Here is a 25,739-nt window from a genome sequence, read left to right on the forward strand (position 1 = left end):
ATGCGATGGAAGCTGTGCTTCACACAGCGGCTTAACCGCCTTGGCGGTTGCTATAAACCGAAAATTGAGACGTTTGTGGTAAATCTGCCTCAAATTCCGAAGATAGGTGAAACAATTGTAGTCGAAAGAATTTCACCGCAAAAGCAGTTTGTAATTATCTTTGAATACATTGTAACGGCAGTGCAATTTAATGCATCTAGGGAATCGGCTGATTCAGTAGATGCCCAGGTAAGTGCATTTCTGAATCACTGTTGGGAGGGAACATCAAATTTCAAAGTTACAAACTTTTTAGAAAAATAATCTCTTACCACAATAGATGATTGAGTAAATATTGTTTGAATTTCCTCATACTTGTAGCCTTGATAAACCAGCTTCACTTGCCTTACGCTTTTCTCACCTCACGGGCATCTGGGCGATTATCTATAAATTCTTGTAGTTCTGCCTTAGCGAAGCTCACCGTTCGCGTAGCGTCTCGTAGAAAAGGTATCGCAGGTTGTAGATGCTGGTCTATCATTGTTCGCTCTTAGACAGAGATATTCCTCCGTATTATCTCGTACATTTTTTCAGAAATCAAATATGATTCCTATAGATAAGCGTATACCTATGAAGAGTAGATATTATCCTTGGTCAGCGATCGGACGAGTGGAATACACCAAAGCTAATGGTAAAAGCTATTATTGCACGGGCACATTAATTGCTGATGATATTGTTTTGACTAATGCTCACTGTGTAATTGATTCTGAGACTCATCAACTTAGTAAAGAACTTCGGTTTCTACCCAATGTGATTAATGCTATAACAATCATATTGATTTGTGAAATTCACAGATCCCCGACTTCTTAAAGAAGCCGGGGATCTAACCACCACAAGAAAAACACTTTATTATATTCAATTAAAAACTACTATAGTTGTTTATGAATAATATTTCGACAAGCAATAATTGGGACACTTCGCTTTACGAAGATAAACACGCCTTTGTTTGGCAATATGGCGAAGACTTGTTGCAATTACTCAACCCTCAACCAGGAGAATCCATTTTGGATCTCGGCTGTGGTACTGGACAACTCACAGAAAAAATTGCCCAAGCTGGGGCTGAAGTAATGGGAGTTGATTATGCATCTGAGATGATTGAGAAGGCAAGACAAAACTATCCCCATATTCGCTTTGATGTTGCTGATGCTAGAAACTTTCAAGTAGATAAGCCATTAGATGCTGTATTTTCCAACGCTGTACTACATTGGGTAAAAGAAGCAGATAGCGCGATCGCTTCTATCCATCAATCCCTAAAACCGGGAGGGCGTTTTGTCGCAGAATTTGGTGGTAAAGGGAATGTAAAGGCGATCGCCACAGCTTTATACAGTGCTTTAGAGTCCATTGGTATCCCTCAAGCACAAGTAGAGAATCCTTGGTATTATCCCAGCATTGGCGAATACGCCAGCCTCTTAGAACATCAAGGCTTTGATGTGATTTATGCTATCCTGTTTCCTCGCCCAACTTCCCTAGCAGAGGGAGAAGCAGGCATTGCAAACTGGATTAAAATGTTCGCCAGTCCATTTTTAACCGGACTTTCACCTGAGCAACAAATACAAATAATTCCCGTCGTTGAGGAATATCTGAAGCCAACACTATATCAACAAGGAACTTGGACAGCAGATTATCGAAGAATTCGTATAGTTGCCATTAAACTTTAGATTGTGCCCTAATTACGAATTATGAATTACGAATTACGAATTAGTATCAGTTATGCATATACCTAAATTGTGCGATCGCCCTACAGCCCTTTGGGCATCCTACGGCTGGCGTTGGCTGTGCCATCGCCAAACATCATTTTCATTACTATTAACTATTAGCCTCACCACTTTACTAGTCCCACCCTCACTAGCACAAACCCCTTCAATCCCGTCGCCTTCTAGTGCGCCTTTAGAATTAGACTTATTGACCAAGCCAAAAGATTATATAATCACAGTTACCACCATTCATCCAGAACGATTGACCGTTCCCAGTTTATGGTGGGCACAACAAAACTCTGAAAAAAAGCTATTGGATAATTGGATCGCATATCCAGCTTCTAACAAAGAACCTGCACGAGTAGACTTGATCGTAAATCAGCAAATTTGGAGCTTACTAGAGTATATAGAGCGCTACGACTTCGTAAATCGCTTGGGTAGCGCTGCACGGAACTTTGGTTACAACGTCCGGGTATTTAATTATCAAAAAGAACCCTTGGCAACCTACACTTGCAACTTTAGTATAAGTCCAGCTTTATGCAGTATCCAAACCATTATTAAGAACAAGATAGGGTTACAGCGTTCTTTGTAGGGACTGGGGACTGGGGACTGGGGACTGGGGAAGATGAGGGAGATGAGGAGGATGAGGGAGAAATAATTAATGCCCAATGCCCCATGCCCAATGCCCCATGCCCAATCCCCAATTAAACTTTCATTTTGGCGAATAAAGACTCGTATTGTTTTATTGCTGATGGAGGTAAAGGAAGTAAAAATTCACTCTTATCGAAAACTTTGCGATCGCTCTCTAACAAACTCCATAATGGTTCTTGGATATCGGAAGCGGCAATATTTGTAGAAATTGGCGAATTAGTTTTAGTCAGCACCGAAATTTGTTTAGCTGTGCTTGGTTGCCAACAAAAATCAATCCATTGATCTGATAAACTATCCTTAGTAATCCCTGCGGGACGTACCCATAAGTCCGCCCAAATTGCTGTTCCTGACTGGGGGATAACTGCGGCAAGCTGCGGATAACGTCCCAAAATAGGCAATACATCGCTTGACCAACCAACTGCTAGCCAAGTGTCTTCCATAATTAGAGGTTCCAAATAATTATTAGAACTGTAAAACTTGACCTGTTGGTTTAAAATCTGTAATTCCTTTTCCAAGTCTGGTACTTGGTCAAGATTGTCTGTATTATAAGATTTTCCTAACTTTTTTAAGACCAAACCAATAACTTCTCGTGGTTGATTGAGTAGAGAAATACGCTGCTGCATTCCATCTCGCCACAAATCACCCCAATCTTTGGGTGTCCATCCCAATTTTTGCAATTTGTCACGGTTATAAACAATTACTGTACTACCCCACCTGTAAGGCGCACCCCACACCTTCCCTTGAGTATCCAAAATACCCTGGTCGTTGCGCGTTACCAGTTGTTTCCACCTTTCATTTAAAGTAGACCACTGCTTTAATTGGTTTCCCTGCATTTCTTGGAGTGGTTGAATCAATTTCTGTTCAATAGCTGCTTGTAGCCAGTAATCTCCCAATGTCACTAGGTCTGCGTCAGCGACTTTTTGACCTTGCCTAAAAGGTATAAAGCGTCTCCATCCCTGCTCATCGCTGGTCTTTGGCTTCTGCTGCCAATTTTGTAATTGGTGAAATAAATCCTGTATATGCTCAACTGGAGCAAACTTTAACTGCACCTGTTGCTGTAAACCTTTGTGGAACCGATTCACCACCTGACCAGGTATAGAACCTTTTAATAACTGTACTTTTAGTTGCGTTTGCTTGTTTCCACCACAGCCAAAAAGCAGTTGTGAAAGCGCCAGTGTGCTTGTACCCAGCAAAAAAGACCGTCGATCCATTGATTTTGGATTTTGAGATTTTTGATTATACCTAATATTAAGCAGAGATTCACCAGTGGCTGACTAGCTGAAAAAGTGAATCTGGAGAATTATCGGGATTTTTTCTTGGTAATACGGTTAATTTTGAATATTTGACTCAAATTAGCGAGTTTTTAGCAAATTTATACCTCAAGATTAATTATTATCCATAAATTTACTTCGTGGTACTTATGGTGAAACCTTACTTGTATTTAGAAGTAATGATTTAAATGTCACATTTTCACCAAAAATTATCAATACTTAAATAATCCATAAGTATCGTTAAGTTTGAGAGTAAATTGAATAACATAGAGAAAATGTACGAATAAAGGTATTAAATGGAGCTATTACAGCAACAGATCCTGACTTTAAGCCAAAAGCTGGATGACCTGTGCCAAGTAATTGAGCAGCTTGATGGTAAAGTCACTCAAACTTTCTCAGAGTGTTCTTTAGCCAATACACAAGCAAAGGATAATTGCCAAAAAAATGACGCGGCTGGAGGCTACCAGTTTAAAGGACGTAACAATTTAAATCCAGAAATGGAACACAAGGATGTATTGACAGATGGCATTTATCTAGACATGCATCGTCAAAGTGGAGATAACATAACACCAGAAATTCAAATACAACGACTGACAGCGCAATTAACAGCAGCGTACAATCGCATTGCTGCTTTAGAAGAACAATTACTTAGAGAGAGAATTCATTAAATTTAACCTGAAGTTCAACGAATTAAAAAAATGGATTGAGGTAGGTCAGACAAGCCTTTAGGTTCAGTTTTGAGTGATGGTTTGATAAGCATATACTTAGATACAAGTAAGTAATCCAGCCATCAAATTGATAAAAAAGTTAAACATTTACGTAGTAAAACCGTCCCTCTCCGAGCCGGAGAGGGAAAAACAAACTTTAATCTTTAGTTCAAGGCAGTACTTAGGCGTTCAAGTTGGGCTTCAATGGCTGCCAAAAGTTGGTGTTGCTGCCAATCTTGGCTAAGATGAGCGGCTATGCAAGCAGCTCCAGCGCCCATGCCTTCTTTCACAAAGCCCTGCTCATATGCTCTCAGTTGAGGATAACGAGAATCAGCAAAGCTCAGATAAGTTGCTAATAAAGGAGGAGTTCCTCCATTATAAGTTAAGCTGTTTTTTCCTAAGTTAAGGGCTAAGTCAACTGTAGCGCCAGTTGGATCTTCTGCTACCCAGCGGGTTGTGCCTACAACTACTGCTTCTGGTTGCCATGATAAAGCGTAAGCTTGAGCGATCGCACTCATCAACGCATAAACCGCCAGCATTTGCGTCCCTCCAGCCAGCATTACACCACAACTACGGCTAGCAGCGATCGCCATCCCAGCTACCACCACTTGCATCGGATCGCCCACGGCGGCGACGAGTTGTAGCGGATCGACAGAATTTTGGATTTTAGATACTTCTCTACGAGAGGCTGCGCCAACGACTTCGCTCAGTACAAGTTTTGGATTTTGGATTTGAGATTGGAAGTTTATCTCCCCCTGCCCCCTGCTCCCCCTCATCTTCTCCAGTCCAGCTTGCACTAGTGCCCACTTTTGCGCGTGGTTACAAACAGGGTGGCTACTGTTAACTTTTCCGGCAGCATCTATACCTAAACCAGTTAATATTGCCAGGGCAGTTGTAGTACCTCCGACAACGCACTCACCGACAATCAGATACTTCTGTTGGATATTGGCAGCTAGGCGTTCTCCCCAAAGTAATCCTTGTTCAAACAAGTGATGTACTGTTGTAATTTCCATAGCAGCCCCTTGACTTAAACACTTAGCAGGAGCACCACCCAAATCAATTACTGGCACAGCAGGAGCTTGGGGTAAACCAGCATTAAATAAATAAATTGGTATCTTTAATGACTCAAATACAGCGCGAGAAATCAGCACAGGTGAAGCGCCAGCGGTCAATGGTGGTAGGGGATATTGGGCTTTATGTTCTGGGCCGTAATACAAAAACTCAGCATCGGCACAAGCTGTATATTTTCGATCGTCTGGAGTGCGACCAGCTGCTGAAATCCCTGGAATTAAACCAGTTTCAGTAAATCCTAAAATACAAGCAAATACGGGTAGACAACCACGATACCTTCGCAGCCATTGTTCACCCTGTTCTTTATGAGTATAGATACTAATTTGGGAATTGGGCATTGGGAATTGGGCAAGGAACATTGGTTATTAGTTAGAACCGATCGTTTAACCAATGACAAATGACAAATGACAAATGACTAATAATTATCCTTCATAATCCATGAGAACTTGTACCCAGTGTGGTGGGCGGGGAATAGGGTTGCCCAAGCGGTCAAAAAGCAACCATGCTGCCAGGTGTACCACAAAAAGGTAGATAAAGTTGTTGAGTATAATTAAAGCGATCGCTCCCACTTGAATCAAAAATACACTGGGACTCGCCAATAAACTCAAGTTAAAAAATACCCACTCAATGAACTCAGTCACTTGGGTAATTACATAAATCCATAGGTCTTCACCCGACAAAACAGACAACAACCACAGCCTAAAAAAGACTCCTAAAGTACCCAATAGCGTACCCAAAGTGATAGAAACAATCCAGGGAAGACGACGACGACACCATGTAGCGCCTAAAAGGACGCCCATGAACCCGTAGGGCATGACAAACAGCAAACTGCGGGCTGGCCCCATCAGTACCGTCAGCAGTAACCCAGAGGTGAGTGCTGCCATCCATGCCGCACGTTTGCCCCAACGCAGATAAACTAGAGCGATCGGCACTGGAAAAAATATCCGCAAAACTGGGCCCAAAGGAAAGTAAAAATTTATAAACCAAATTAAGCTAGCGGTACTGGCTAAAAATGCCGTTTCCACCATCCTCAAGGGCGCATCAGCTTTGATTTGAGGAGGCATTAACTGCTGTTCTTTATCTAACCAATGATTCTGAGGAGTTGGAGATTCAGAGGATGGATCTTCCTCCGGTTCATCTGGGAGAGAATCTAAAATACTCATATCTGACAAGTTTTTAAACGATCATTCTTTCTAAGGCTGACAAATCGGGAATACAAATAGTGTCTTGATCCCGTTTAATCAAGCCTTTTTTTTCTAGCCTTGTCAATACTCGTGTCACCGTTTCCCGGGCCAGTCCGCTCAAACTACTCAATTCCCGATGAGGTAAATTGGGAATTTCGGTTCCAGTTTGCCCTTTTTTTCCCTGTCCTTCTGCCAAAAATAACAACGTATCTGCTACCCTTGACTGGCTATCAGATTCCCGCAACCGCAATCGGCGATTTACTTGCCGTAAACGTCGTGCCATTAGTTGCGCCAATCGAACTCCCGCCAAAGGTTCTATCTGAAGTAATTTGACAAAATCCTGAGCAGGCATACTACCAATTACCGTTGGGGCCAAGGTAATCACATCCGTGGATCGAGGTGCTTCATCTAGCGCCGCCATTTCACCAAACAATTCACCTTTGCCAATAATATTCAGCGTTACCTCTTTTCCTTCCAGATTGTAGGTGCGAATTTTTACCCATCCGTCCATAATAAAATACACAGAACCACCCCAGTCATTTTCCAGTAGAATCACCTGATTGGCTGGGTGAGTGCGGGTAACTAGATGGGTGAGGGCTGATTCTACAGCAGTTTCTGGCAACCCTTGAAAAAAGGGAGCGGAGGCGATCATCCAGGAATTAGCCTGTGCTTGCAAGCTATATCGATCTTCCATTACGACATCTTTAATTCAAGCTGCTATGTACACACAAAAAACAGGAGCGCCATTTGTAGCCTAAGCTATCATTGCACAGCTCCCTTTCAAAGAAAAAACTAAACTATGCTACACAAGAAAGCGACAATAAGTTTTTCTAAATAATCTTTACCTATAAGTTTAAACGGGGTAAAAGTTTTGCAAAAAGTAGTTTATAGCCTGCGGTTGGATTGCTTAGGGGCTAGCTGCACTGCAAACTTGATTAGTTATGAATATAGGCAAACAACATTAATGATACTAAAGGGAGTAAATTATTGCTCAGGTATTTTAGGGATTTTCAAAAATAGGGAACCAATGACCTGCAAAATTAGGCTTTTCGAGCAAAGGCTGTCTGAAGAGGACAAGGAGAGGGGGAGACAAGGAGATGGGGGGACAAAGAGAAACTTTTTTCCTTGTTTTCTTCGATGATTGAAGATTGCCACGACTCCCAGTAATCCATAACATAATGACTAGTCACAATTCCAAGTAGCGGCTTTGGCCACTCAAAATTTCTTCTATGGTCGACGCTGCGCGTAGCAAGATCCCCATAGGGATACGGTGATTGTAAATTAATTGTCACATTAGTTGACATACATTTTTAAGTAAGGTAATCAAAGTGACTTTTAGTACAGATGAAATTCAAAAGCTGATCGCAGACATTGACAACTTACTTGCCAGCGGTGGCAAGCGCCTGTCTAGATTTTTGTCTGGTCAGGCGCAAGAGCCGAAAGAAGTTTTAGAGCGAATTCGCGACTTCTTGGTGAGGTTACAAGAAAAAGAAGCATTAGAGAGCAGCATCCCAAATCAGTCTTCTGAAGAACCGCGATCGCCCTTGGGGGAGCCATCGCCTTTGTTAACAAAATTTATCGATCGCGGTAATAATCAGTATCCACTACCACCGCCCGAACTCACTCAGGAAGAGAATACTGTTGGCACCGGACAATTAAATAATGAATTTTCGAGATTGATTCAGCCGTTGCGATCGGAATTAGAATTGCTTTTGCAAGAGCGAGCCACTCTCATACAAGAAATTCGGCAACTAGAGCAAAAGCGATTGCAAAACTACTCCTTAGCGCAGCAGTTGACAAACCAGGAGCAAATGATTACCGAGTTTTTACAGGTACTCATGAGTCGCCTTGTGCCAACTTTAACACCACTGCTTGGACAGACGAGGGAAAATTCCGCCAGTTCTTCAGAAGCTATTAATTACGCAAATTCTGCAACTCAATCTTTATTAGAATCCTCTGACGATGTGGAGCGCTTAACCCAGCTAGCTAGGGAGTTAGATCGACGCCTATTATCACTAGATGGGACAGTGAATGTAGTCTTTGAAGCACTACAGCGCAATATTAATACTTATTACGAATCCCTGTCGCAAGCACTGGCAAGAATGCATAGCAAGGGGATGCAAGGCGAACAGCTGATGGCCAGCTTTGTCAACAATTTGACCCAGCATTTGCAACAAGAATCCCCTAGTTCGCAGTCATCTTTCCTGGGAGGAGAATCTGAGACACTACCATCATTGACTGAACCAAGCGAGATGGCTGCTGGAATTGCGCCCCAACCATTGGAGCTTATCCAGCCAGAAACTTCATCTCTACTCGCAATTGAGCAACAGGAAACTACGCTCACAGAGGATCTAGATGCAGTGCTGTTGCAGCTTGGTGTATCATCTGAATATTCTCAAACCCCGACCGAATTACCGGAAGATATTTCTGCGGCAATTGGTGATGAAGTAGACCAACTTTACGCCAGTTTGTTTGATGCTGGTGATGTTAATAATCCCAGCCTCGATATTCCCACAAATGACTTATCTGCTTCCACAGCCTCTGCATCACAGTTGAACATCGCCCAGACCCCGCCTGTCTCTCCAACCGTGGATTCTGCGGTTATTACTCCAGATACGGATCTTTCAACCCCAGAGACTTTAGGAAAAGAAAGCACAGATTCATCAGAGCCACAGGAAGAACTATTTTTTGAAGAAGAGACTGACCTAGATTCACCTCTTAGCTTCTCTACTCCACAAATAGACAGTTTGTCAGTACAAATCGGCACTCAGCCAGCTAGTGTTGATACAATTAATACCCTAACTGAGTTATTACCTGATACCGATAGTGAACTGCAATTGCTGGAAGTCTCATCTTCTTCTGTGGATAATGCCACAGCTACAGGAACTGACCTATTGCCTGATAGAGATAGTGAACTGCAACTGCTGGAAGTGTCATCTTTTATGGATGATGCCACAACCACAGCACCAGTGACTCCAGAAGTACCAGAAATTGCCTTGGCAGAGCCTAGCGAAAATATCGCCACATCGCAAGTATTAATTAACAGCGATCGCTCCGAACTGTCTTCAGATAACTACATTGCTGCTTCACCCCAAGAAAACTTACTTTCTATTGAATCAAACCAGTCTCCAGCCGTACCAGATATTTCTTTAGATGAAGAACAGTTGCAGCAATTAGATCGGGATTTGGCTAATTTCGATCGGCAGCTAAATTCTGAGTCGCAGCCAGCTAATAACTTGGATGTTTTCTCGGAACTATTTGATAATACTCAAGACACAATCCCCACAACTTCCCCTGAAAATACCCAAATAGCAGAGAATACATCAACAAATGATTTCTCAAGTTTGGCAGTTACCCAGGTAGAAACTGAAAAAAAAAAGGAAGTCACAACTCCCGTACCAGAAAGTTCTTTACCTCCAATTGCCAACTCCATAAATAATCCAGAAGTTTCGTTAAATACTTTAGAATCAGTCTGGTATTTAGGAATTGATTTAGGTACAACAGGAATTTCCGCTACATTATTAAATCGCTCGACTTTTGTTGTACATCCTATCTACTGGTCAGCAGAAAATCCGCCAGGAACAAGTTCCTTTCAGCAATCGTTTCGTTTACCAACAGAGGTTTATCTGCCTACAGCTTCTGTACCCCACGGTGAAAACGAAACTATCGAAGCACATGAGCAGACAGCACCTGCGGCTGTTGCCCAAGATAAAGCACCCGATCGCTCGGCTACTACTCCTGCAACACCAAAATCGACAGCAGATCCGACGAAAAATAACCTCTACTCGGCGCAGTTGAAGCCTTACTTACAAGTAGCCATTCCCTACAAGAGCGAACGACAGAAATGGGAACCTGTTTTGCAATTAAATGAATTTTCGGCAGGGCCTTTGATTTGGGTTGTGCGATCGCTCTCTAAGTTACTATTAACTCTCAAATCCGAAAAAACAAGTACCACCCCTAGTTTAATGGCTGCCGCTGTTGGGATCGGCGAACAAGATTTTCCCCAGATTATCAATAATATTGCTGGTGTAATTTGTACCTGTCCATCTAGCTGGTCGGAACAATACCGCTTTAACGTGCGGGAAGCTTTACTCACTAGCAAACTTATTCAACATCCGCAGCAAGTCTTTTTTGTTGAAGAAGCGATCGCTAGCCTACTTTCGGAACTTGATGCTGCTAATGGTGAGCAAGTAAAACTAAGCGATGCTCAAGGTACTCATCCAGCAAAAACTAGCGAACATCCGATTGTTGGCAACACCCTGGTGATTAACATTGGGACAACTGCCACAGAAATGTTGCTGGTGAATCTACCAGAAACCTTGCAGCAATTGACATACAATGATTTCATGCTCCATAGTTTTGCTTATGCTGGCAAGGGTATTGAACAAGATATAATTTGCCAACTGCTATTGCCACCGAAATCTCGGCAATCACGCAGAGAAACACCAAGCGATGGCAAAACTACCACGAGTAATTCTTGGCAATGGCAACCGTCAATTCCCGGTTTAGACCAAATGCGTTGGCAGACTTTAGGGTTGGAAGAATTAGAAATACCTAGAGTCGGAGAACCAGATATCACCGCTCGAATTCGTCTCCAACAGCGTCTAGAAAGTTCTCTACTAGGACAGGCGGTATTAGATGCGGCATTAGCCCTAAAGCTGATTTTGCAACACCAAGACTCTTTTACCCTAGAATTAGCCGATCAGCGGTGGGTTTTGCAGCGACGAGACTTAGAAAGCCAGGTATTTATTCCCTTTGTGCGCCGCCTGAACCGAGAACTTAACAAGTTATTGGTAGCTCGTGGCATCCCCACAGAAGCGATTAATCAAGCGATCCTGACTGGTGGAGTGGCTTGTGTTGGAACGGTGAACCGCTGGTTACGCCAAAAACTTCCCAGCACTAAGATTATTCAAGATTTATATCTTGGCGAAAATGGCGCTCCCAATTGCAGCCGGGTTGCTTATGGTTTGGCGATGCTGCCTTTGCATCCGCAGATTTTAGATATACCCAGGCAACAATACACTGATTATTTCTTGTTTACAGAATTGTTGCGACTGCTACCAGACCGTCCCTTATCTTTCGGTGAAGTTATTCAGTTATTTGAGGGTCGTGGGATTAATACTCGCATTTGTCAGCAACGGCTGCTGGCTTTTTTGGAAGGTGAACTGCCTTCCGGTTTGATACCTTCAGTCACAGAATCAACCTGGCTTACCCAGAGTTCGCAAGAAAATCCTGACTATCAGGCGATCGCCACAGCACCACTTTTTGAAAAACAAGGAAGTCTCACTTATCGTCCCAATTCTCAACAACTGTTGTTTTTACGTCGCTATCTAAATGCAATTAAGGCTAGTAATCAGCAATCACTGGAGGAACCATATACGGTGAATTTTGCCTTAGAGGTCGATCGTTGAGACTAGCAGATCGCGCTAGAAATAAGAATACTACTCAAAATTCCAAATGCTTATGTTACGAGCATTTGGAATTTTGTGAATTACTACTAGCACTTCAGCGCAGTAATTTTTGGGATATGTGGGATATGTACGATAGTATTATCTTTTTATTAGTTTTTATTAGATGGATAAAATACCGTAATTTTACAATCTATCACTTGAATTGAAAGATTCTGTAAATTTTTGGTTTTTGGTTTTTATCTCGGCTGAAATTTGTGTATATTAACACTCGGTAGTATCGACAATAGTAGAAAAAATCGCCTAACAATCATGTCTATGTCTACACTACTAATGTAAAAATTCCTGTTATAAAACTAAGTTAGTTCTTGTGAATAATCTTTATCTTTATTCAGTTAATTGTTTGCAACAGCCTTCACACCCGTCAACGTTAAGCGTGAGAAAACGATTAATTGACATTGTTGGAGCCATTGTCGGGCTGATTGTTACATTTGTAATAGCAATTCCTGTAGCAATTGCTACTTTTATTCATGAGCCAAGTCCAATATTTTATTCTCAAATTCGCTGTGGTTTAAACGGAAAAACTTTCCGCATCTGGAAATTCCGCTCAATGATAGTCGATGCTGATAAATTCAAGCATTTGGTTGAGAACCAAGCCAAAGGTCATATTTTTAAATCCGTTGACGATCCTCGCATTACTCCTGTTGGGAAATTTTTGCGGCGTACTAGCTTGGATGAATTCCCTCAATTTTGGAATGTTTTGTTAGGGGACATGAGTTTAGTTGGTACTCGTCCACCTACTTCTGATGAAGTCAGCAATTACGATCCACACCACTGGGATAGATTGCGAGTCAAACCAGGCATTACCGGCGAATGGCAAGCTAATGGGCGTTCCAGCATTACAGACTTTGAAACCATTGTCAAAATGGATATAGATTATCAACGCAAGTGGTCTGTAACTTACGATCTGAGTCTGATTATTAAAACTATCTGGGTGGTCTTGAAAAAGACTGGGGCTTATTAAATTAGAGCATTGGGCATTAGGAGTACTGTTAGCGTCAGCGGGGCGTTTAGCCCGTGCTGAGTTAAGAGGTAAGAGTTAGGAGTTTTGTTTATCTCCTTGTCCCCTTGTCTCCCTCATCTCCCTCATCTACCACTTTCTTGTTCTGACTTCTGACTTCTGAATTCTTCTTCACCCCTTGACTCCGCTACCTGTTTCTGTAGGTACAATGTAACGTTGTAAAAACAAAAATAGTAATAATACTGGAGCGATCGCAATCACTGAGCCAGCCGCTACTAACCGCCAGTCAAGGGAAAATGTACCTGCTAGCTTGGCGACTCCCAAGGGAAGAGTATATAAATTTTCGTCTTGGATGACAATTAAAGGCCACAAAAAGTCACTCCAAGCACCAATGAATACGAAAATAGCTAAAGTTACCAGTGCTGGGCGAACTGCTGGTAACATAATATGCCACCATAATCCTAACTCTGAGCTGCCATCCATCCGGGCGGCTTCTTCTATTTCTTTGGGGACACTCATGAAAGCTTGGCGCAACAGAAAAATGCCAAAGGCAGAAGCTAAACTCGGAAAAATCATCCCTAAATAAGTATTTCTCAAACCCATCTGGACTGTCAAAATATAAAGGGGAATCATCACGATTTGGAAGGGAATCATAATCGTAGAGACGATCGCTACAAAAATCCAGTCTCGCCCGACAAACGATAATCTTGCCAACGGATAGGCAGCTAAAGCGCAAAACAGCAGATTTAAGCCCACAGTCAGCACTGACACCAAGGTACTGTTGTACAGGTATTGCCCAAAAGGTAGGGAGTTCCACACACTAGAGAAGTTATTTAGTGTCGGTTGACTAGGTAGCAACTGTGGCGGCGACTGAAAAATATTTTCCGTTGGCGATTTCAAGGATGTACTGATTAGCCATAGTAAAGGAAAGAGCATCAACAGTGCGATCGCTCCTAATAGCGCATACATTAACAGATTTTGCGATCGTGACTTTTTCCAGTTCAGCATTTGATTAATGAGGAAAAATTCCTTTCATAAAAGATATTTGCACAGTCAGCAAAATAATTATAAATGTGATTTTCTAATTCAATAGTAATGTAAAAATAATGCTATTTGCTGTTTATTTAAAAAATATTTGAGGGATACCTAGCTAGATTTTTAATCCTATTTAATTGATCGACTTGTGTCAATAATATGTTTAAATATATCTACAGGTAGAAAAAGTCCTATAGGTGAAACAGATATAGCAAGACAAACAGTTAAATCATTACAAATATACTGTTGTTTGGCTTTCCATTAATTCTTTTCAGTTATTTAAGTTTTGGAAATTTATGAACATACGACGTTTAGCTTTAATTAGTGCATTCGCTGTAATACTTCCTGCACTCAGCTTGAGCATCAAACCACCAAGTGCTGATGCTGTAGTTTATGGACAATATAAAAACATTAAGCTTCCCTTTGCCGCTGGTCAATCTCGTAAGGTAACAGGGACTCACAACAGAGCAACTGGTCGTCATGCCATTGATTTTGGTATGAATAAAGAAAATGTCCTAGCTATTCGTGGTGGCACAGTTTATCGTAAAGCGTTCGACTCTGAGGGTGGCGGTAATATGCTGATTATTGACCACGGAGACAATTTTTGCTCCATTTACTTGCATCTAAATGAGTTTAAAGTTTCTGAAGGTCAAACAGTACAGCAAGGGCAAGTTATAGCTATATCTGGAAATACGACATCTGTAGGTGCTACGCTTCCCTATCACCTTCACGTGAGTGTAACTCAAAAGGTAAATGGGGTTTGCTCGGCAAATCGAAGCCAGGAAATCGCAATGTTTTTTGATGAAATGCCAACCAGAGAACTACAGTACCCAGAGTTTATAACTTCTCAAAATAGGATTTCTAGCTCTAGCATTCCTTTTGCATCACCTGTTTCCAGCCGACTGAGCATGTCTTCATCAACTGTTGATCTTACAGTCAATGCTGCTAACTTACCTGGTAAAACGGTTTACGTGCAAATGTGGCGGTCAACAGCTTATGGCTATGCACCAAAAGAATGGAATTTTAGTAAAGTAGCTTCAGGAACTTCCATAACTTTTAATGACCTTGATGGGCCTGGTAATACTTTTGCTGGAGTTTCTTATTACACTATCGCCTCACTAAAACCTATTCCAGCAGGAGAAGCGGCAAAACAACGCACCTCTTGTTTTAGCGCGACAGGAGGACAGTATCTTTGTGACACAGTTCGTCGTTGATTAAGTAGACGTAGATTGGGTGGAGCGGAGCGCAGCCCAACTGATTATCAGGATGTTGGGTTATGCAAAGCCTCCACCCAACCTACAATTTTTTTGCAACTTAGCTTCTGTACACACAGGGTTCAAAAGTTTCTCTTACAGGCTAAAGCCAATTCACAGTAGTTAATCTTCAATCGCTACATAAGGTTGTGGTTCCCGCGAACGTTGGGCAATTTGTTCTCGCCGATACTTTGCAAGTTCGCTGTAAAGCCTCTTACGAGAGAGATTCACACTTCCAACAGGCTCATGCTCTAGCAGTGTATGCCAAGGGGAAAACAATATACCCTCATCTAAGCGTTTGCGTTCTTCAAAGTCAAATTTCTGACTGGGAATACGCACAGTTGCAACTTTAATAAATGGTGAATCTGCTTCTTGCCATTCCTGAACGTGGTCTTCAATCGGTGTTTTGTCGTCATCTACATAAAACTGAATTAGGAAGTCAAAAGATGCTTCTCGACCTTCTTCAGTCAAATATTTGACCAGCGTTTCTCGAAGGTAATTTTCTGATTCTGGAAGTGTTTCTGGTGGTTTTTCAGGTTGTTGAGATTTGACAGATAATTTTACAATCCGCTCACCAAATTTAAACGGAGCCATACTCCAATATTGAATCAAAAGTGGATTTCCTACCTTTTTGCTACCAATTTTTTGCAAGATAGCAAAGGCGTAACCAAGTTCTTCCAGCCGTTCTGGGGACAGTTTTCCACTACCTGCTTGGGAAAGGTCGGCGTAATCACGAACATCTTTAGTCAAGAAAATAGGATAATTGTTAAGTATAAAATCTTGAGTTTTTTCTTCATCATCCAAGACTTTTTGCCCGTCCACATTCATCACCTTGATGGCGATACCGCGAACATCAGGCTGGCTATCGGAGTGAAATTTACCACGTTTTTCAGGCGAACCACCACTAGAGAAACGAATCCACGCAGGATAGGTTTGAGGCGTTTTGAACAAACCTACTTTTAGGTCTTCAGGAAGATTGGGTTCAACAATAAACTCTCCCCAAAGGAGTCCATGACTTTTGCTATGAATTTGACGGAGGTCTGGGCCTGTTTTTTGTTGAGCTTGGAGACTACTTGCTATAATTTCGTCAATTATTGCTTCCTGCTCAGTGGTAGATGACGTTGGATTAGTCATAAAACATTTGATAATGTGTCCTCATTATCCTGAATCCTGGAACCTTTTTGAGTCAATCCGGTTTCCGTACAAATAACTTGTAGTGGTTTATCCCAAGGTTCAATAGGTATATGAGACAAATAGGCAAAATCAAAGACAATTCCGATAGTCGGCTTTGTCTGCCATTGCGGTAAACTGAGCAAGCGATCGTAATATCCGCCGCCATAACCCAAACGATATCCTTGATAGTCGCAAGCCACACTGGGTACAAGAATCAAATCTACTTCGGTAACATCTAATAGGGGAGCGTCGGGATGTGGTTCTGTTATGCCATAAGCACCGTTTTGGATAGAATCACTCGGTGTCCAAGTATGCCAATATATGGATTTATCAACGCAGCGAGGAAATCCCCAACGGTATTTGGTGTTTGTAAATAGGGGACTGAGGTCAGGTTCTTTGCGAAAGCTGAAATAAGCAAGTATTGTTTTTGCTTGGGTGAATAAAGTAGAGTTTTGTAAATGAGAGCATAAGCGATCGCTTTTTTCTCTCCATTCTCCAACGGACATTGATTTACGTCTTTTAAGTAGAGTGCGGCGCAGTTGTGCTTTATTTAGTTGATGATTGACTTTGTCCATATAAATAAAAATATTCAAAAAAATAAGCTGGGCATCGCCCAGCTTGTATCACTCTACATTCAGCAGTACATTGTTATGCAGCGTGTTGACGATACCACTCAATGGTATTCTTTAGCCCTTGCTCAAAGCTCACCTGAGCCGTGAAATTAAAGGCAAGATTTGCCCGTTCAGTATCTAAACAGCGGCGGGGTTGACCATTAGGCTTATCAGTTTGCCACACAATTTCCCCCTTAAACTCCATCAATTCGCAGATTAGAGTTACTAAATCAAGAATGGAGATTTCATAACCTGTTCCCAAATTAACTGGTTCCGATTCATTATAGAATTGAGTCCCCATCACAATCCCCCGCGCTGCATCTTCTGAATAGAGAAACTCACGGGTAGGACTGCCATCACCCCAAACTGCAAGTTGCTTTTCTGCATTAATTTGGGCTTCGTGAACTTTGCGAACTAACGCTGGAATGACATGAGAACTTCCGGGGTCAAAGTTATCTTCTGGGCCATATAAATTTACTGGCAGTAGGTAAATCCCATTAAAACCGTACTGCTGACGGTAAGATTGCAATTGAACTAAAAGCGCTTTTTTTGCAATTCCGTAAGGGGCGTTGGTTTCCTCTGGGTAGCCATTCCACAGATCGTCTTCTTTGAATGGCACTGGAGTGAATTTAGGATAGGCGCAGATTGTGCCAACACAAACAAATTTTTCTACTCCCGCTTGGTAAGCAGCATGAATGAGCTGGGTTCCCATGATCAAGTTATCGTAGAACAACTCTGCGGGTTTTTCACGGTTTAAACCGATACCACCGACATGAGCTGCTAGATGGATGATTATGTCTTGCTGGTCAACTGCACGTTGGCTATTTTCCCAGACACGCAAATCGTGATCGCGCGATCGCGGTATTGTAATTTTCTCGCGATCGGCTCCTGCTTTACACAGTTGATCTATCACCTGACGGCCTAGAAACCCCGATCCACCAGTGACTAGAATCCGTTTATTTTTTAGTTCTAAGGCGGTCATATTTTATCCTCTGTGATGCCAAATCAGAAGTGCAAAGCGCCCAGTGTTTGACGAATAGTCGCAATGTCATCTGGAAATTGCGAACCTTTTCCATTGGGTGAAGTATGACCCAATGCTTGTAAGTCTGCTTCTACCATTAGGGAAACTAGTTCTTCAAAGGTTACTGATGGTGCCCAGCCCAAGTTCTGCCGTGCTTTGGTAGAATCGCCAATCAACAACTCTACTTCAGATGGACGCAGGTAACGCTCATCAAACTCTACATAATCTTGCCAATTAAGATTCACATAACTAAATGCCAGTTCCAAAAACTCTCGTACCGAGTGGGTTTCACCAGTAGCAATTACGTAATCGTCTGGCTGGTCTTTCTGCAACATCAACCACATTGCTTTGACGTAATCCTTCGCATAGCCCCAATCTCGCTTGGCATCTAGATTACCCATATAAATCTTTTTCTGCTTCCCAGCAACGATACCAGCTACCGCTCTAGTAATTTTGCGGGTTACAAAGGTTTCACCCCGCCGTGGTGACTCGTGGTTAAAAAGTATGCCATTACAAGCAAACAAATTATAAGATTCACGATAATTTACAGTTTGCCAGTGAGCGTAAACTTTCGCACAGGCATAGGGACTGCGGGGATAAAAGGGCGTTGTCTCAGTTTGAGGTATTGCTTGTACTAAACCGTACATTTCTGAAGAACCCGCCTGGTAAAATCGCACCTGAATTCCGGTACGATGCTGGTAGTCTCGAATTGCTTCCAACAGACGCAATGTCCCCATTCCTACTGCATCTACTGTATATTCTGGTGAATCAAAGCTGACTCTGACGTGGGATTGAGCGCCGAGGTTGTAAATTTCTACTGGCTTTACTTCTTCTAAAATACGCCGTAACGTTGTACCGTCTGTCAAGTCACCGTAGTGAAGAAACAAGCGCACTCCCTCTTTGTGGGGGTCTTCGTAAATGTGATCGATGCGGTCTGTGTTGAAGGTAGAAGTCCGGCGAATTACCCCATGAACCTCATAACCTTGTTCCAACAAAAACTCACTTAGATATGAACCATCTTGTCCAGTAATACCAGTAATCAACGCTCGCTTCTGTTGCGTCATGCTCAATTATCCCTTATTGTCTTTGATTAAAAAGTTACAGCCAATCTGATACAACCTAGCAACTAATTGCTGAATTGCCTAATGGGAAACCTACGAGTTCTTGTTTTTATGAGACTTTTTCCGTAAATAAATATACTGAAGAAAAAGCAATTTAGCACGTAAGTCCAACATTTAGATAACTCAAAATTATTTAATTATGTATATTTTCTTTTACCAGACGATCGAGATTATTTTTATATATATTTTTTGTCAAAACTTCATATATCTCTAGTTATGTGAAGACTTAATAAAATAGCCATTTGAAATTAGACTTCTGGCAAAAGTACCAAATATCCACACTCACAGAAGTCTGAATTAAGTAGAAAAGCACAAATGATAGAAATAAACATGAGCAATCCTGTGAGGGGAGAATTGGTACTTAGGGGCATTAACTGCCCCACAGAATCCACCCTAAGTATTTACTTAGTATGCGCCGTTATTTTTGGGTAGAATTACTACATCAACAGTTTTCAAGATGATCCATAAATCAAGCCAGAAATTCCTAAATTTGACATAATGCAGGTCTATTTGGACTCTCCGAGGATAGGGAATGTCATTACGCCCAGATACCTGCCACAAACCAGTAATTCCTGGACGGATTGTTAAAATCTCATCAATGTGATAACCGTATTTTGGAAGTTCTTCTCTTACCAAGGGTCGGGGCCCGACTACACTCATATCCCCTTTTAAAACGTTCCAGAACTGGGGAAATTCGTCTAAGCTAGTAATTCGCAAAAATCGACCAATTTTGGTAATCCGGGGGTCTTGTTTTAGCTTAAAACTGCTCTCAAATTCTTGTCGCAATTCGGGCGATGTTTCCATCATTTGCATGAGGATTTCATCCGCATTGCTTACCATTGTTCGGAATTTAATACAATTAAACGCTTTGTAATTTTTCCCTACCCGTTCCTGGACATAAAATATTGGCCCTTCTGAGCTGAAGGCAATCAGCAAGGCCAAAATTAAGTAGACGGGGAAGAACAAAATCAATACCGACAGCGAAAACACTATATCGAACAGTCGCTTGGCAAACTCTCCGTTTAAACCCTGAAAAGATAAACCTTTGGGCTTAACTTTTGGCGTCTTCGTTTTTTGACCGCGTTTTAAGAAACGCACAGACGCTCTAGTGTCTTGCCTTACGCCTCGCTTGCCGGAGAGGAGTGAGCTCTGGGCAGTCATCATACTCCTTAATAATCCACACCACACATAGTCCCAATATTAAAGCCAAAATGAGATGCTTCTGGGGGAAATTGCCAAAAGCCTAAAAAAATAAGACGTTAATCAAGACCATCATTGCAAAAATGGTCTTTTTTCGTTGCACTTGTTTACAAAATCTAGATAACGATCTGCAAAGATTTGCGGTGAAAACTGCGCAGCGTGCGATCGCATATACTCAGAATTGAATGAACCCTCATACATTTCAAATTTTTCTACTGCCTCCACCAAAGCCGCCTCTGTTTGCGTCTTGAAAAATATACCTGTCCCTGTATCCGCATCAGAGCGAATATCTCGCACTGTTTCTAAAGCACCCCCTGCACCATAAGCAATCACTGGCGTGCCGCAAGCTTGTGCTTCCACTAAGGCAATACCAAAATCTTCACAAGCTGCATATACAAACGCCTTAGCCCTAGACATATATTTTTTTACCACATTATCGGGTTGCCATCCCAGTATTTGGATATTAGAGTTTGCCATCTCGCGAATCTTGTTCATTTCATCTCCTGTACCAATGACTACTAACGGTCGTTTTAGTTGATTAAAAGCCTTGACAATCAACGATATTTGCTTGTAACTCACTAACCGGGAAACTGTCAGGTAGAAGTCTTCTTTCTCAGACAGAAACAGAAATTGAGCAATATTCACTGGTGGGTAAATGACTGTTGCTTCTCGTCGATAGCAACGCCAAATCCGCCGAGCTGTATGTTGCGAGTTGGCAATGAAATAATCAACGCGATTGGCACTCAATACATCCCACTGGCGCAAACGATGTAATAAATATCGCGTCACCCATCCAGGTAAGCCACTACCCAGTTTGCTGTGGTGCAGATAATCAAAGGTCAAGTCCCAGGCATAGCGCATAGGGCTGTGACAGTAGCAAATATGCATCTGTTCGGGAGTGGTAAGGATTCCTTTGGCAACAGCATGGGATGAAGACAGAATGACATCATAATGCCGCAAATCCATTTGTTCAATTGCCAAGGGCCACAAAGGCAAGTATTTTTGTATACCGTTGCGGGCATAAGGAAAGTTCTGGAGAAACGTCTTACCAATTTGACGCTTATATAAATAACTTTCAGGATTGCTGGATTCAAAATCGATGAGAGCATACAAATCAGCATCAATGTGATTCAAAATTTCTCGGACAACGAGTTCTGAACCACCGGTGGCTTTGGGTGTTAGCCACTCATGAACCAGAGCATATTTCAAGGGCACAGCTAACTTGAATAAATGGAAAATACAAAGGCCAACTTGATGACGTTAACTTAAAAGTTTCCTCTTGTGATTAATTAACGGGAAGCGCCCCAGATTAGCACATAAGACGGAATCTTTCCCTTAGAGGTTCCAGATGGATACTACAACCTGATAATCTCAGATTGGGCATGGGGCATTGGGCATTGGGCATTAGTTATTTCTTTTTGTCTCCCTAATTCCTAGTCCCCAGTCCCTACTCCCTCGATGAAAACTGATATGAAAGGGTGAATTTATGCGAATTCTGATTATGGGTGGTACTCGGTTCATTGGTGTTTATTTGACTCAATTACTGGTGGAACAAGGACACGAGGTGGTGCTGTTCAATCGTGGAAATCGGCCAGCACCTTCTTTAAAGGGAGTAGGACAAATTATAGGCGATCGCACTGATGCTACTCAATTAAAAGCAAAATTATCACAAGAAAGCTTTGATGTCATTTTTGACAATAACGGGCGAGAACTTACTGATACTCAACCATTAGCAGAAATTTTTCAAGACCGAGTGCAACATTTTGTGTATATGAGTTCTGCGGGAGTATATCTCAAATCCGATCAATTGCCACATGTAGAAGGCGATGCTGTAGATCCCAAAAGTCGTCATAAGGGTAAACATGAAACAGAAGCTTACCTGACTCAATTGGGATTACCTTTTACTTCCATTCGTCCTACTTATATTTACGGGCCTCGTAATTATAATGAGTTGGAAGGCTGGTTTTTTGATAGAATTGTGCGCGATCGCCCCGTTCCTATTCCCGGAAATGGTTTGCATATCACCCAGCTAGGTCATGTAAAAGACTTGGCGCTGGCAATGACTCAGGTTTTGGGCAATGAAAAAGCCATAGGACAGATTTATAATATCTCTGGCGATCGCTTTGTCACTTTTGATGCTTTAGCCCGTGCTAGCGCTATTGCGGCTGGCAAATCACCCGATGCTGTCAAAATCGTCCACTACGACCCGAAAAAGTTTGATTTTGGCAAACGCAAAGCTTTTCCGATGCGGGTGCAGCATTTCTTTGCTTCGGTAAATAAAGCGCAAACAGAATTAAATTGGCATCCTGAATATGATTTGATTTCTGGTTTACAAGACTCTCTGGAAAATGATTATTTGGCTAATGCAAAAGATAAAGCTGAAGTAGATTTTTCTGTAGATGAGGAAATTTTAAAAGCGTTGTGAGTAAAGATGTTTAGGGGCAGACAGCGATATGCCCCTCACATCTTCAAAACTCATCAGGGTTAACACCTAACTCGCGCAGTTGTGCTGCTAATCTGTCAGCACGTTGACTTTCTCGTTCTAGTTTTTCTAGCGGTGTGGGCAGCCAATTCCCACTTGCATCATACCAACGTAGCCACAATCGCTCAATTTGTTGGTAAGAACCTTGCCAAAGTCCTAAGCCCAGTTCCAAACCCGGCATCCACACCCGTGGGGTACTCAAGTCCAATTCGCTGTAACGGTCTGCAACTAATTGGAATGCTTGGAGTTTGTCAGTGTAGCGGTCAAACACAATGTAGTAAGGAACTCGCAAAATCCGCTCATAAACTTCCCATTTGGTCGGTGGTTGGTTAATTTCCCGCAGAGTTTGTCCTAAGTCTTCTTTTTCAGTGCCAGGAGAAAGCAATTCTACCACTACAAAAGGAGCAACCCCTTCTTGCCAGATGACGTAACTTAGACGCAAGTTTTGCTGTTCGTAGAGACGTGAAACTCCCACAGCTGCAAACCAGTCTGGGCGTTTGTACCATAGTGTATGCCGGAGGTCATAATAAAGATTTAAGTCACTGGCTACAAATACCTCCTCTGTTGGATAGTTAGGTGGACGGAAGGTTTCGCGCAGAAGTTGGGGCTGAAAAAGGTGAAATTCGTCAGGCAAACCAGAGTCCTCCGGGTATTCACTGGGAAGATCGTACATGGTTGGTAAGACTTCTTTAGGAGATAGAGGCGGGTCTGTTTGGTACATAAAGGGAATCCTGACCGACTAATTTTAAGTTAACGGATCGCGGTAAAGATTGAGTCAAAATCAAAAATATTTTCTTCTACCTGAGAAAGACGCGATAAATTGCGTTTTTAGTCTTTACTGAAATAGGAATGAAAATTTTCTCTATTAGTCAGGCAAATCTTTTTGAAAATTGCCTGAATGCTACTGAAACTAGTTTCTCTAAATACCATTGTTGGTTGATAAAATGAGCCAGATTGTGCAATATCCACTCCACAATGTACTAGAAGCCCGTGCGCGTTTAGGTGAAGGGCCTATCTGGGATTCTACCCAAAACCTAATTTACTGGGTTGATATTTACAACCATCGAGTGCATCAATTCGACCCTGCAACAGGAAAAAATCGCTTTTTTGATGTGGGAGATGTGGTAGGTGCGATCGCAACAGCAGGTGCAGATAGATTAATTATGGCACTACGTCATCACCTAGCATTTCTCAACACCCAGACAGGCGAAGTTACTCCCATTTTGGAGATTGAAGCAAATCTGCCAGAGAACCGTCTCAATGATGGCAAATGTGACCCTCAAGGCCGCTTTTGGATCGGTTCAATGTCTTCTTCAGAAAAACCCCATGCTAGCCTCTATCGTTATGATGCTGATGGCTCATTACATGTGATGGAAACAGGATTGACTATCTCTAATGGGTTGGGTTGGAGTCCAGATCAGAAGACATTTTATTTAGCTGATTCTCCTCACCAAAAAATCTATGCTTATGACTTTGATTCAGTAACAGGTAATATTATCAACCGCAGAACTTTTGTTGATTTAACTCATGAATCTTTCCATCCAGATGGGTTAACAATAGATAGTCAAGGAAATATTTGGTCAGCGATGTGGGATGGGTGGTGTGTGATTCGTTTCAATCCCAAGGGTGAAGAAATATTGCGGATTAATCTACCCGTTCCACTCGTAACGAGTTGTACCTTTGGTGGCAAAGATTTGCAAACACTCTACATTACTACCGCTTCAGTTGGACTCAGCCAAGCGGAGATAGAAAAAAGTTTCTACTCAGGTGATTTGTTTGCTCTCCAAACTGATGTTACTGGATTACCTAGCTATAATTTTGATAAATAAAGTATTAGCTATGTAAAAGTGAAGCGCTAAATTTGCCTCTCGTATTTGTTCAACTCAACTCCTTACTTGTTTGCGAATTCTAAAAATTCCGAGTTCCGAGTTTTGATCTCGAAGTTTCCAGTTCTGATCCTGAAGTTTCGAGTTTTGAATCTCAAGTTTCGAGTTCTGATCTCGAAATTCCGAGTTCTGATCTCGAAATTCCGAGTTTTGATCTCGAAGTTTCCAGTTCTGATCCTGAAGTTTCGAGTTTTGAATCTCAAGTTTCGAGTTCTGATCTCGAAATTCCGAGTTTTGAATCTCGAAGTTTCCAGTTCTGATCCTGAAGTTTTGAGTTTTGATCTCACAATTCCGAGTTTTGCTCTTGAAATTCCGAGTTTTGAGGTTGCTGCCAATATTCCTGTGTAGCTTATTCGTGGTTCACTTTACATCTAATAGGGTATTTTCCTTAATTGGATTTTGCGGCAAAAGATAAATACCACCAGAAATTAAAGTTAGGGCAACAGAAACCCAAAAGGCAATCAGAGAGGGAGTTTGCCACACTTCAGGTAAGGGTGCAATTAAAAGTGCGATCGCCACTATTTGACTAACAGTTTTGAGTTTACCCCAAATATTCGCCCCGGTAATCGTCGTTTGATTCACCCGCCAACCAGCGATCGCTAATTCCCGCGCTAAAATCAAAAATACTCCCCAAGCCGGTATTTTTTCTAGTTCAATCAAAACCATCAATGGCGCTAGTACCAGAAATTTATCCACTAAGGGGTCGAGAAATTTACCCAACTCACTAATTTGGTTGAGTTTCCGCGCCAAATAGCCATCTAACCAATCAGTTAACGCCGCAACGATAAAAATCGCCAAACATATCCACCTAGCTTGTGGTGTGGGATTGTACAAGCCATAAAGCAGAAATGGTACACCTAGAAGGCGAGAGAAGGTAATCCAGTTGGGTAGCGTCATTGAAAATTCAAAATTCAAAA

At 41.9% G+C, this 25,739-nt stretch carries 24 protein-coding genes; 10 read left to right on the plus strand and 14 right to left on the minus strand.

Annotation, left to right across the window (positions count from 1 at the left end):
- Positions 1-300, plus strand: a complete 300-nt coding sequence (locus tag RMZ95_RS27740; protein WP_322683477.1) for a hypothetical protein — start codon at positions 1-3, stop codon at positions 298-300.
- An 82-nt stretch (positions 301-382) separates the two neighbouring features.
- Here RMZ95_RS27740 and RMZ95_RS27745 read toward each other — a convergent pair whose 3' ends face one another.
- Complete coding sequence (locus RMZ95_RS27745) at positions 383-514, minus strand: hypothetical protein (RefSeq protein ID WP_322683478.1); 132 nt, start codon at positions 512-514, stop codon at positions 383-385.
- Positions 515-603: 89 nt separating this feature from the next.
- Here RMZ95_RS27745 and RMZ95_RS27750 point away from each other — a divergent pair, with 89 nt between their 5' ends.
- From RMZ95_RS27750 to RMZ95_RS27760, 3 genes are all read left to right on the plus strand, one after another.
- The gene (locus RMZ95_RS27750; protein ID WP_322683479.1) at positions 604-843 is read left to right on the plus strand and encodes a trypsin-like serine peptidase; all 240 of its coding nucleotides are present in this window, start codon (positions 604-606) and stop codon (positions 841-843) included.
- A gap of 71 nt (positions 844-914) precedes the next feature.
- On the plus strand, positions 915-1,691 hold the full coding sequence (locus RMZ95_RS27755) for a methyltransferase domain-containing protein (protein WP_322683480.1): 777 nt from the start codon (positions 915-917) through the stop codon (positions 1,689-1,691).
- A gap of 52 nt (positions 1,692-1,743) precedes the next feature.
- On the plus strand, positions 1,744-2,319 hold the full coding sequence (locus tag RMZ95_RS27760) for a hypothetical protein (RefSeq protein WP_322683481.1): 576 nt from the start codon (positions 1,744-1,746) through the stop codon (positions 2,317-2,319).
- Positions 2,320-2,431: 112 nt separating this feature from the next.
- Here the strand turns inward: RMZ95_RS27760 and RMZ95_RS27765 are convergent, their stop codons facing one another.
- Positions 2,432-3,589, minus strand: coding sequence for an extracellular solute-binding protein (locus RMZ95_RS27765; protein WP_322683482.1), 1,158 nt, complete (start codon positions 3,587-3,589; stop codon positions 2,432-2,434).
- Positions 3,590-3,945: 356 nt separating this feature from the next.
- Between RMZ95_RS27765 and RMZ95_RS27770 the strand changes: the two genes are divergently transcribed.
- The gene (locus tag RMZ95_RS27770; protein WP_322671173.1) at positions 3,946-4,317 is read left to right on the plus strand and encodes a hypothetical protein; all 372 of its coding nucleotides are present in this window, start codon (positions 3,946-3,948) and stop codon (positions 4,315-4,317) included.
- A gap of 203 nt (positions 4,318-4,520) precedes the next feature.
- Here RMZ95_RS27770 and RMZ95_RS27775 read toward each other — a convergent pair whose 3' ends face one another.
- The 3 genes from RMZ95_RS27775 to RMZ95_RS27785 form a co-directional block, all read right to left on the minus strand.
- Positions 4,521-5,765 carry a nicotinate-nucleotide--dimethylbenzimidazole phosphoribosyltransferase gene (locus RMZ95_RS27775; RefSeq protein WP_322683483.1) on the minus strand — a complete coding sequence of 415 codons (1,245 nt, stop codon included), beginning with the start codon at positions 5,763-5,765 and terminating at the stop codon, positions 4,521-4,523.
- Between the two features lie 84 nt (positions 5,766-5,849).
- Entirely contained in the window at positions 5,850-6,590 is a 741-nt protein-coding gene (locus RMZ95_RS27780) for a DUF2232 domain-containing protein (protein ID WP_322671171.1), read from the minus strand.
- A gap of 13 nt (positions 6,591-6,603) precedes the next feature.
- Positions 6,604-7,305 (minus strand): Crp/Fnr family transcriptional regulator, encoded by a 702-nt coding sequence (locus RMZ95_RS27785; protein WP_094349203.1) that lies wholly within the window; start codon positions 7,303-7,305, stop codon positions 6,604-6,606.
- Positions 7,306-7,939: 634 nt separating this feature from the next.
- On the opposite strand from RMZ95_RS27785, the gene RMZ95_RS27790 reads away from it, so the two are divergent.
- Both RMZ95_RS27790 and RMZ95_RS27795 read left to right on the plus strand, forming a co-directional pair.
- A complete protein-coding gene (locus RMZ95_RS27790) occupies positions 7,940-12,022 on the plus strand; it encodes a hypothetical protein (protein ID WP_322683484.1) in 4,083 nt (1,360 codons plus the stop codon).
- A 367-nt stretch (positions 12,023-12,389) separates the two neighbouring features.
- Positions 12,390-13,043 (plus strand): sugar transferase, encoded by a 654-nt coding sequence (locus RMZ95_RS27795; RefSeq protein ID WP_322683485.1) that lies wholly within the window; start codon positions 12,390-12,392, stop codon positions 13,041-13,043.
- Between the two features lie 168 nt (positions 13,044-13,211).
- Here the strand turns inward: RMZ95_RS27795 and RMZ95_RS27800 are convergent, their stop codons facing one another.
- Positions 13,212-14,048, minus strand: coding sequence for a carbohydrate ABC transporter permease (locus RMZ95_RS27800; protein ID WP_322671168.1), 837 nt, complete (start codon positions 14,046-14,048; stop codon positions 13,212-13,214).
- A gap of 323 nt (positions 14,049-14,371) precedes the next feature.
- Between RMZ95_RS27800 and RMZ95_RS27805 the strand changes: the two genes are divergently transcribed.
- Positions 14,372-15,289: a M23 family metallopeptidase gene (locus tag RMZ95_RS27805; RefSeq protein WP_322671167.1), complete on the plus strand. Its 918-nt coding sequence runs from the start codon at positions 14,372-14,374 to the stop codon at positions 15,287-15,289.
- Between the two features lie 162 nt (positions 15,290-15,451).
- Here RMZ95_RS27805 and RMZ95_RS27810 read toward each other — a convergent pair whose 3' ends face one another.
- From RMZ95_RS27810 to RMZ95_RS27835, 6 genes are all read right to left on the minus strand, one after another.
- Positions 15,452-16,462 (minus strand): catalase family protein, encoded by a 1,011-nt coding sequence (locus RMZ95_RS27810; protein ID WP_322683486.1) that lies wholly within the window; start codon positions 16,460-16,462, stop codon positions 15,452-15,454.
- The gene (locus tag RMZ95_RS27815) at positions 16,459-17,076 is read right to left on the minus strand and encodes a 5-formyltetrahydrofolate cyclo-ligase (RefSeq protein WP_322683487.1); all 618 of its coding nucleotides are present in this window, start codon (positions 17,074-17,076) and stop codon (positions 16,459-16,461) included. The genes RMZ95_RS27810 and RMZ95_RS27815 overlap by 4 nt, the downstream gene beginning before the upstream one ends.
- Before the next feature lie 73 nt (positions 17,077-17,149).
- Entirely contained in the window at positions 17,150-18,094 is a 945-nt protein-coding gene (locus RMZ95_RS27820; protein ID WP_322683488.1) for a GDP-L-fucose synthase, read from the minus strand.
- Positions 18,095-18,117: 23 nt separating this feature from the next.
- Entirely contained in the window at positions 18,118-19,197 is a 1,080-nt protein-coding gene (gmd, locus tag RMZ95_RS27825) for a GDP-mannose 4,6-dehydratase (protein WP_322683489.1), read from the minus strand.
- A 462-nt stretch (positions 19,198-19,659) separates the two neighbouring features.
- Entirely contained in the window at positions 19,660-20,415 is a 756-nt protein-coding gene (locus tag RMZ95_RS27830) for a sugar transferase (RefSeq protein WP_322671249.1), read from the minus strand.
- Between the two features lie 111 nt (positions 20,416-20,526).
- The gene (locus RMZ95_RS27835) at positions 20,527-21,669 is read right to left on the minus strand and encodes a glycosyltransferase (RefSeq protein WP_322671162.1); all 1,143 of its coding nucleotides are present in this window, start codon (positions 21,667-21,669) and stop codon (positions 20,527-20,529) included.
- A 271-nt stretch (positions 21,670-21,940) separates the two neighbouring features.
- On the opposite strand from RMZ95_RS27835, the gene RMZ95_RS27840 reads away from it, so the two are divergent.
- A complete protein-coding gene (locus RMZ95_RS27840) occupies positions 21,941-22,879 on the plus strand; it encodes an NAD-dependent epimerase/dehydratase family protein (protein WP_322683490.1) in 939 nt (312 codons plus the stop codon).
- Positions 22,880-22,922: 43 nt separating this feature from the next.
- Here RMZ95_RS27840 and RMZ95_RS27845 read toward each other — a convergent pair whose 3' ends face one another.
- On the minus strand, positions 22,923-23,657 hold the full coding sequence (locus RMZ95_RS27845; RefSeq protein WP_322683491.1) for a Uma2 family endonuclease: 735 nt from the start codon (positions 23,655-23,657) through the stop codon (positions 22,923-22,925).
- Positions 23,658-23,880: 223 nt separating this feature from the next.
- Here RMZ95_RS27845 and RMZ95_RS27850 point away from each other — a divergent pair, with 223 nt between their 5' ends.
- Entirely contained in the window at positions 23,881-24,765 is an 885-nt protein-coding gene (locus RMZ95_RS27850; RefSeq protein ID WP_322683492.1) for an SMP-30/gluconolactonase/LRE family protein, read from the plus strand.
- Positions 24,766-25,182: 417 nt separating this feature from the next.
- On the opposite strand, the gene pgsA is transcribed toward RMZ95_RS27850, so the two are convergent.
- Positions 25,183-25,719 (minus strand): CDP-diacylglycerol--glycerol-3-phosphate 3-phosphatidyltransferase, encoded by a 537-nt coding sequence (gene pgsA, locus RMZ95_RS27855; RefSeq protein ID WP_322683493.1) that lies wholly within the window; start codon positions 25,717-25,719, stop codon positions 25,183-25,185.
- Between the last annotated feature and the right edge of the window lie 20 nt (positions 25,720-25,739).

Origin of the sequence: Nostoc sp. DedQUE07, from assembly GCF_034530975.2 — a bacterium.
Lineage (GTDB): Bacteria > Cyanobacteriota > Cyanobacteriia > Cyanobacteriales > Nostocaceae > Nostoc.

Excerpts from the sequence above, each read along its gene's own strand:
- RMZ95_RS27740 (WP_322683477.1), top strand. The coding sequence starts at position 1 with ATGCGATGGAAGCTGTGCTTCACACAGCGGCTTAACCGCCTTGGCGGT.
- RMZ95_RS27745 (WP_322683478.1), bottom strand. The coding sequence starts at position 514 with ATGATAGACCAGCATCTACAACCTGCGATACCTTTTCTACGAGACGCT.
- RMZ95_RS27750 (WP_322683479.1), top strand. The coding sequence starts at position 604 with ATGAAGAGTAGATATTATCCTTGGTCAGCGATCGGACGAGTGGAATAC.
- RMZ95_RS27755 (WP_322683480.1), top strand. The coding sequence starts at position 915 with ATGAATAATATTTCGACAAGCAATAATTGGGACACTTCGCTTTACGAA.
- RMZ95_RS27760 (WP_322683481.1), top strand. The coding sequence starts at position 1,744 with ATGCATATACCTAAATTGTGCGATCGCCCTACAGCCCTTTGGGCATCC.
- RMZ95_RS27765 (WP_322683482.1), bottom strand. The coding sequence starts at position 3,589 with ATGGATCGACGGTCTTTTTTGCTGGGTACAAGCACACTGGCGCTTTCA.
- RMZ95_RS27770 (WP_322671173.1), top strand. The coding sequence starts at position 3,946 with ATGGAGCTATTACAGCAACAGATCCTGACTTTAAGCCAAAAGCTGGAT.
- RMZ95_RS27775 (WP_322683483.1), bottom strand. The coding sequence starts at position 5,765 with ATGCCCAATTCCCAAATTAGTATCTATACTCATAAAGAACAGGGTGAA.
- RMZ95_RS27780 (WP_322671171.1), bottom strand. The coding sequence starts at position 6,590 with ATGAGTATTTTAGATTCTCTCCCAGATGAACCGGAGGAAGATCCATCC.
- RMZ95_RS27785 (WP_094349203.1), bottom strand. The coding sequence starts at position 7,305 with ATGGAAGATCGATATAGCTTGCAAGCACAGGCTAATTCCTGGATGATC.
- RMZ95_RS27800 (WP_322671168.1), bottom strand. The coding sequence starts at position 14,048 with ATGCTGAACTGGAAAAAGTCACGATCGCAAAATCTGTTAATGTATGCG.
- RMZ95_RS27805 (WP_322671167.1), top strand. The coding sequence starts at position 14,372 with ATGAACATACGACGTTTAGCTTTAATTAGTGCATTCGCTGTAATACTT.
- RMZ95_RS27810 (WP_322683486.1), bottom strand. The coding sequence starts at position 16,462 with ATGACTAATCCAACGTCATCTACCACTGAGCAGGAAGCAATAATTGAC.
- RMZ95_RS27815 (WP_322683487.1), bottom strand. The coding sequence starts at position 17,076 with ATGGACAAAGTCAATCATCAACTAAATAAAGCACAACTGCGCCGCACT.
- RMZ95_RS27820 (WP_322683488.1), bottom strand. The coding sequence starts at position 18,094 with ATGACCGCCTTAGAACTAAAAAATAAACGGATTCTAGTCACTGGTGGA.
- gmd (WP_322683489.1), bottom strand. The coding sequence starts at position 19,197 with ATGACGCAACAGAAGCGAGCGTTGATTACTGGTATTACTGGACAAGAT.
- RMZ95_RS27830 (WP_322671249.1), bottom strand. The coding sequence starts at position 20,415 with ATGACTGCCCAGAGCTCACTCCTCTCCGGCAAGCGAGGCGTAAGGCAA.
- RMZ95_RS27840 (WP_322683490.1), top strand. The coding sequence starts at position 21,941 with ATGCGAATTCTGATTATGGGTGGTACTCGGTTCATTGGTGTTTATTTG.
- RMZ95_RS27845 (WP_322683491.1), bottom strand. The coding sequence starts at position 23,657 with ATGTACCAAACAGACCCGCCTCTATCTCCTAAAGAAGTCTTACCAACC.
- RMZ95_RS27850 (WP_322683492.1), top strand. The coding sequence starts at position 23,881 with ATGAGCCAGATTGTGCAATATCCACTCCACAATGTACTAGAAGCCCGT.
- pgsA (WP_322683493.1), bottom strand. The coding sequence starts at position 25,719 with ATGACGCTACCCAACTGGATTACCTTCTCTCGCCTTCTAGGTGTACCA.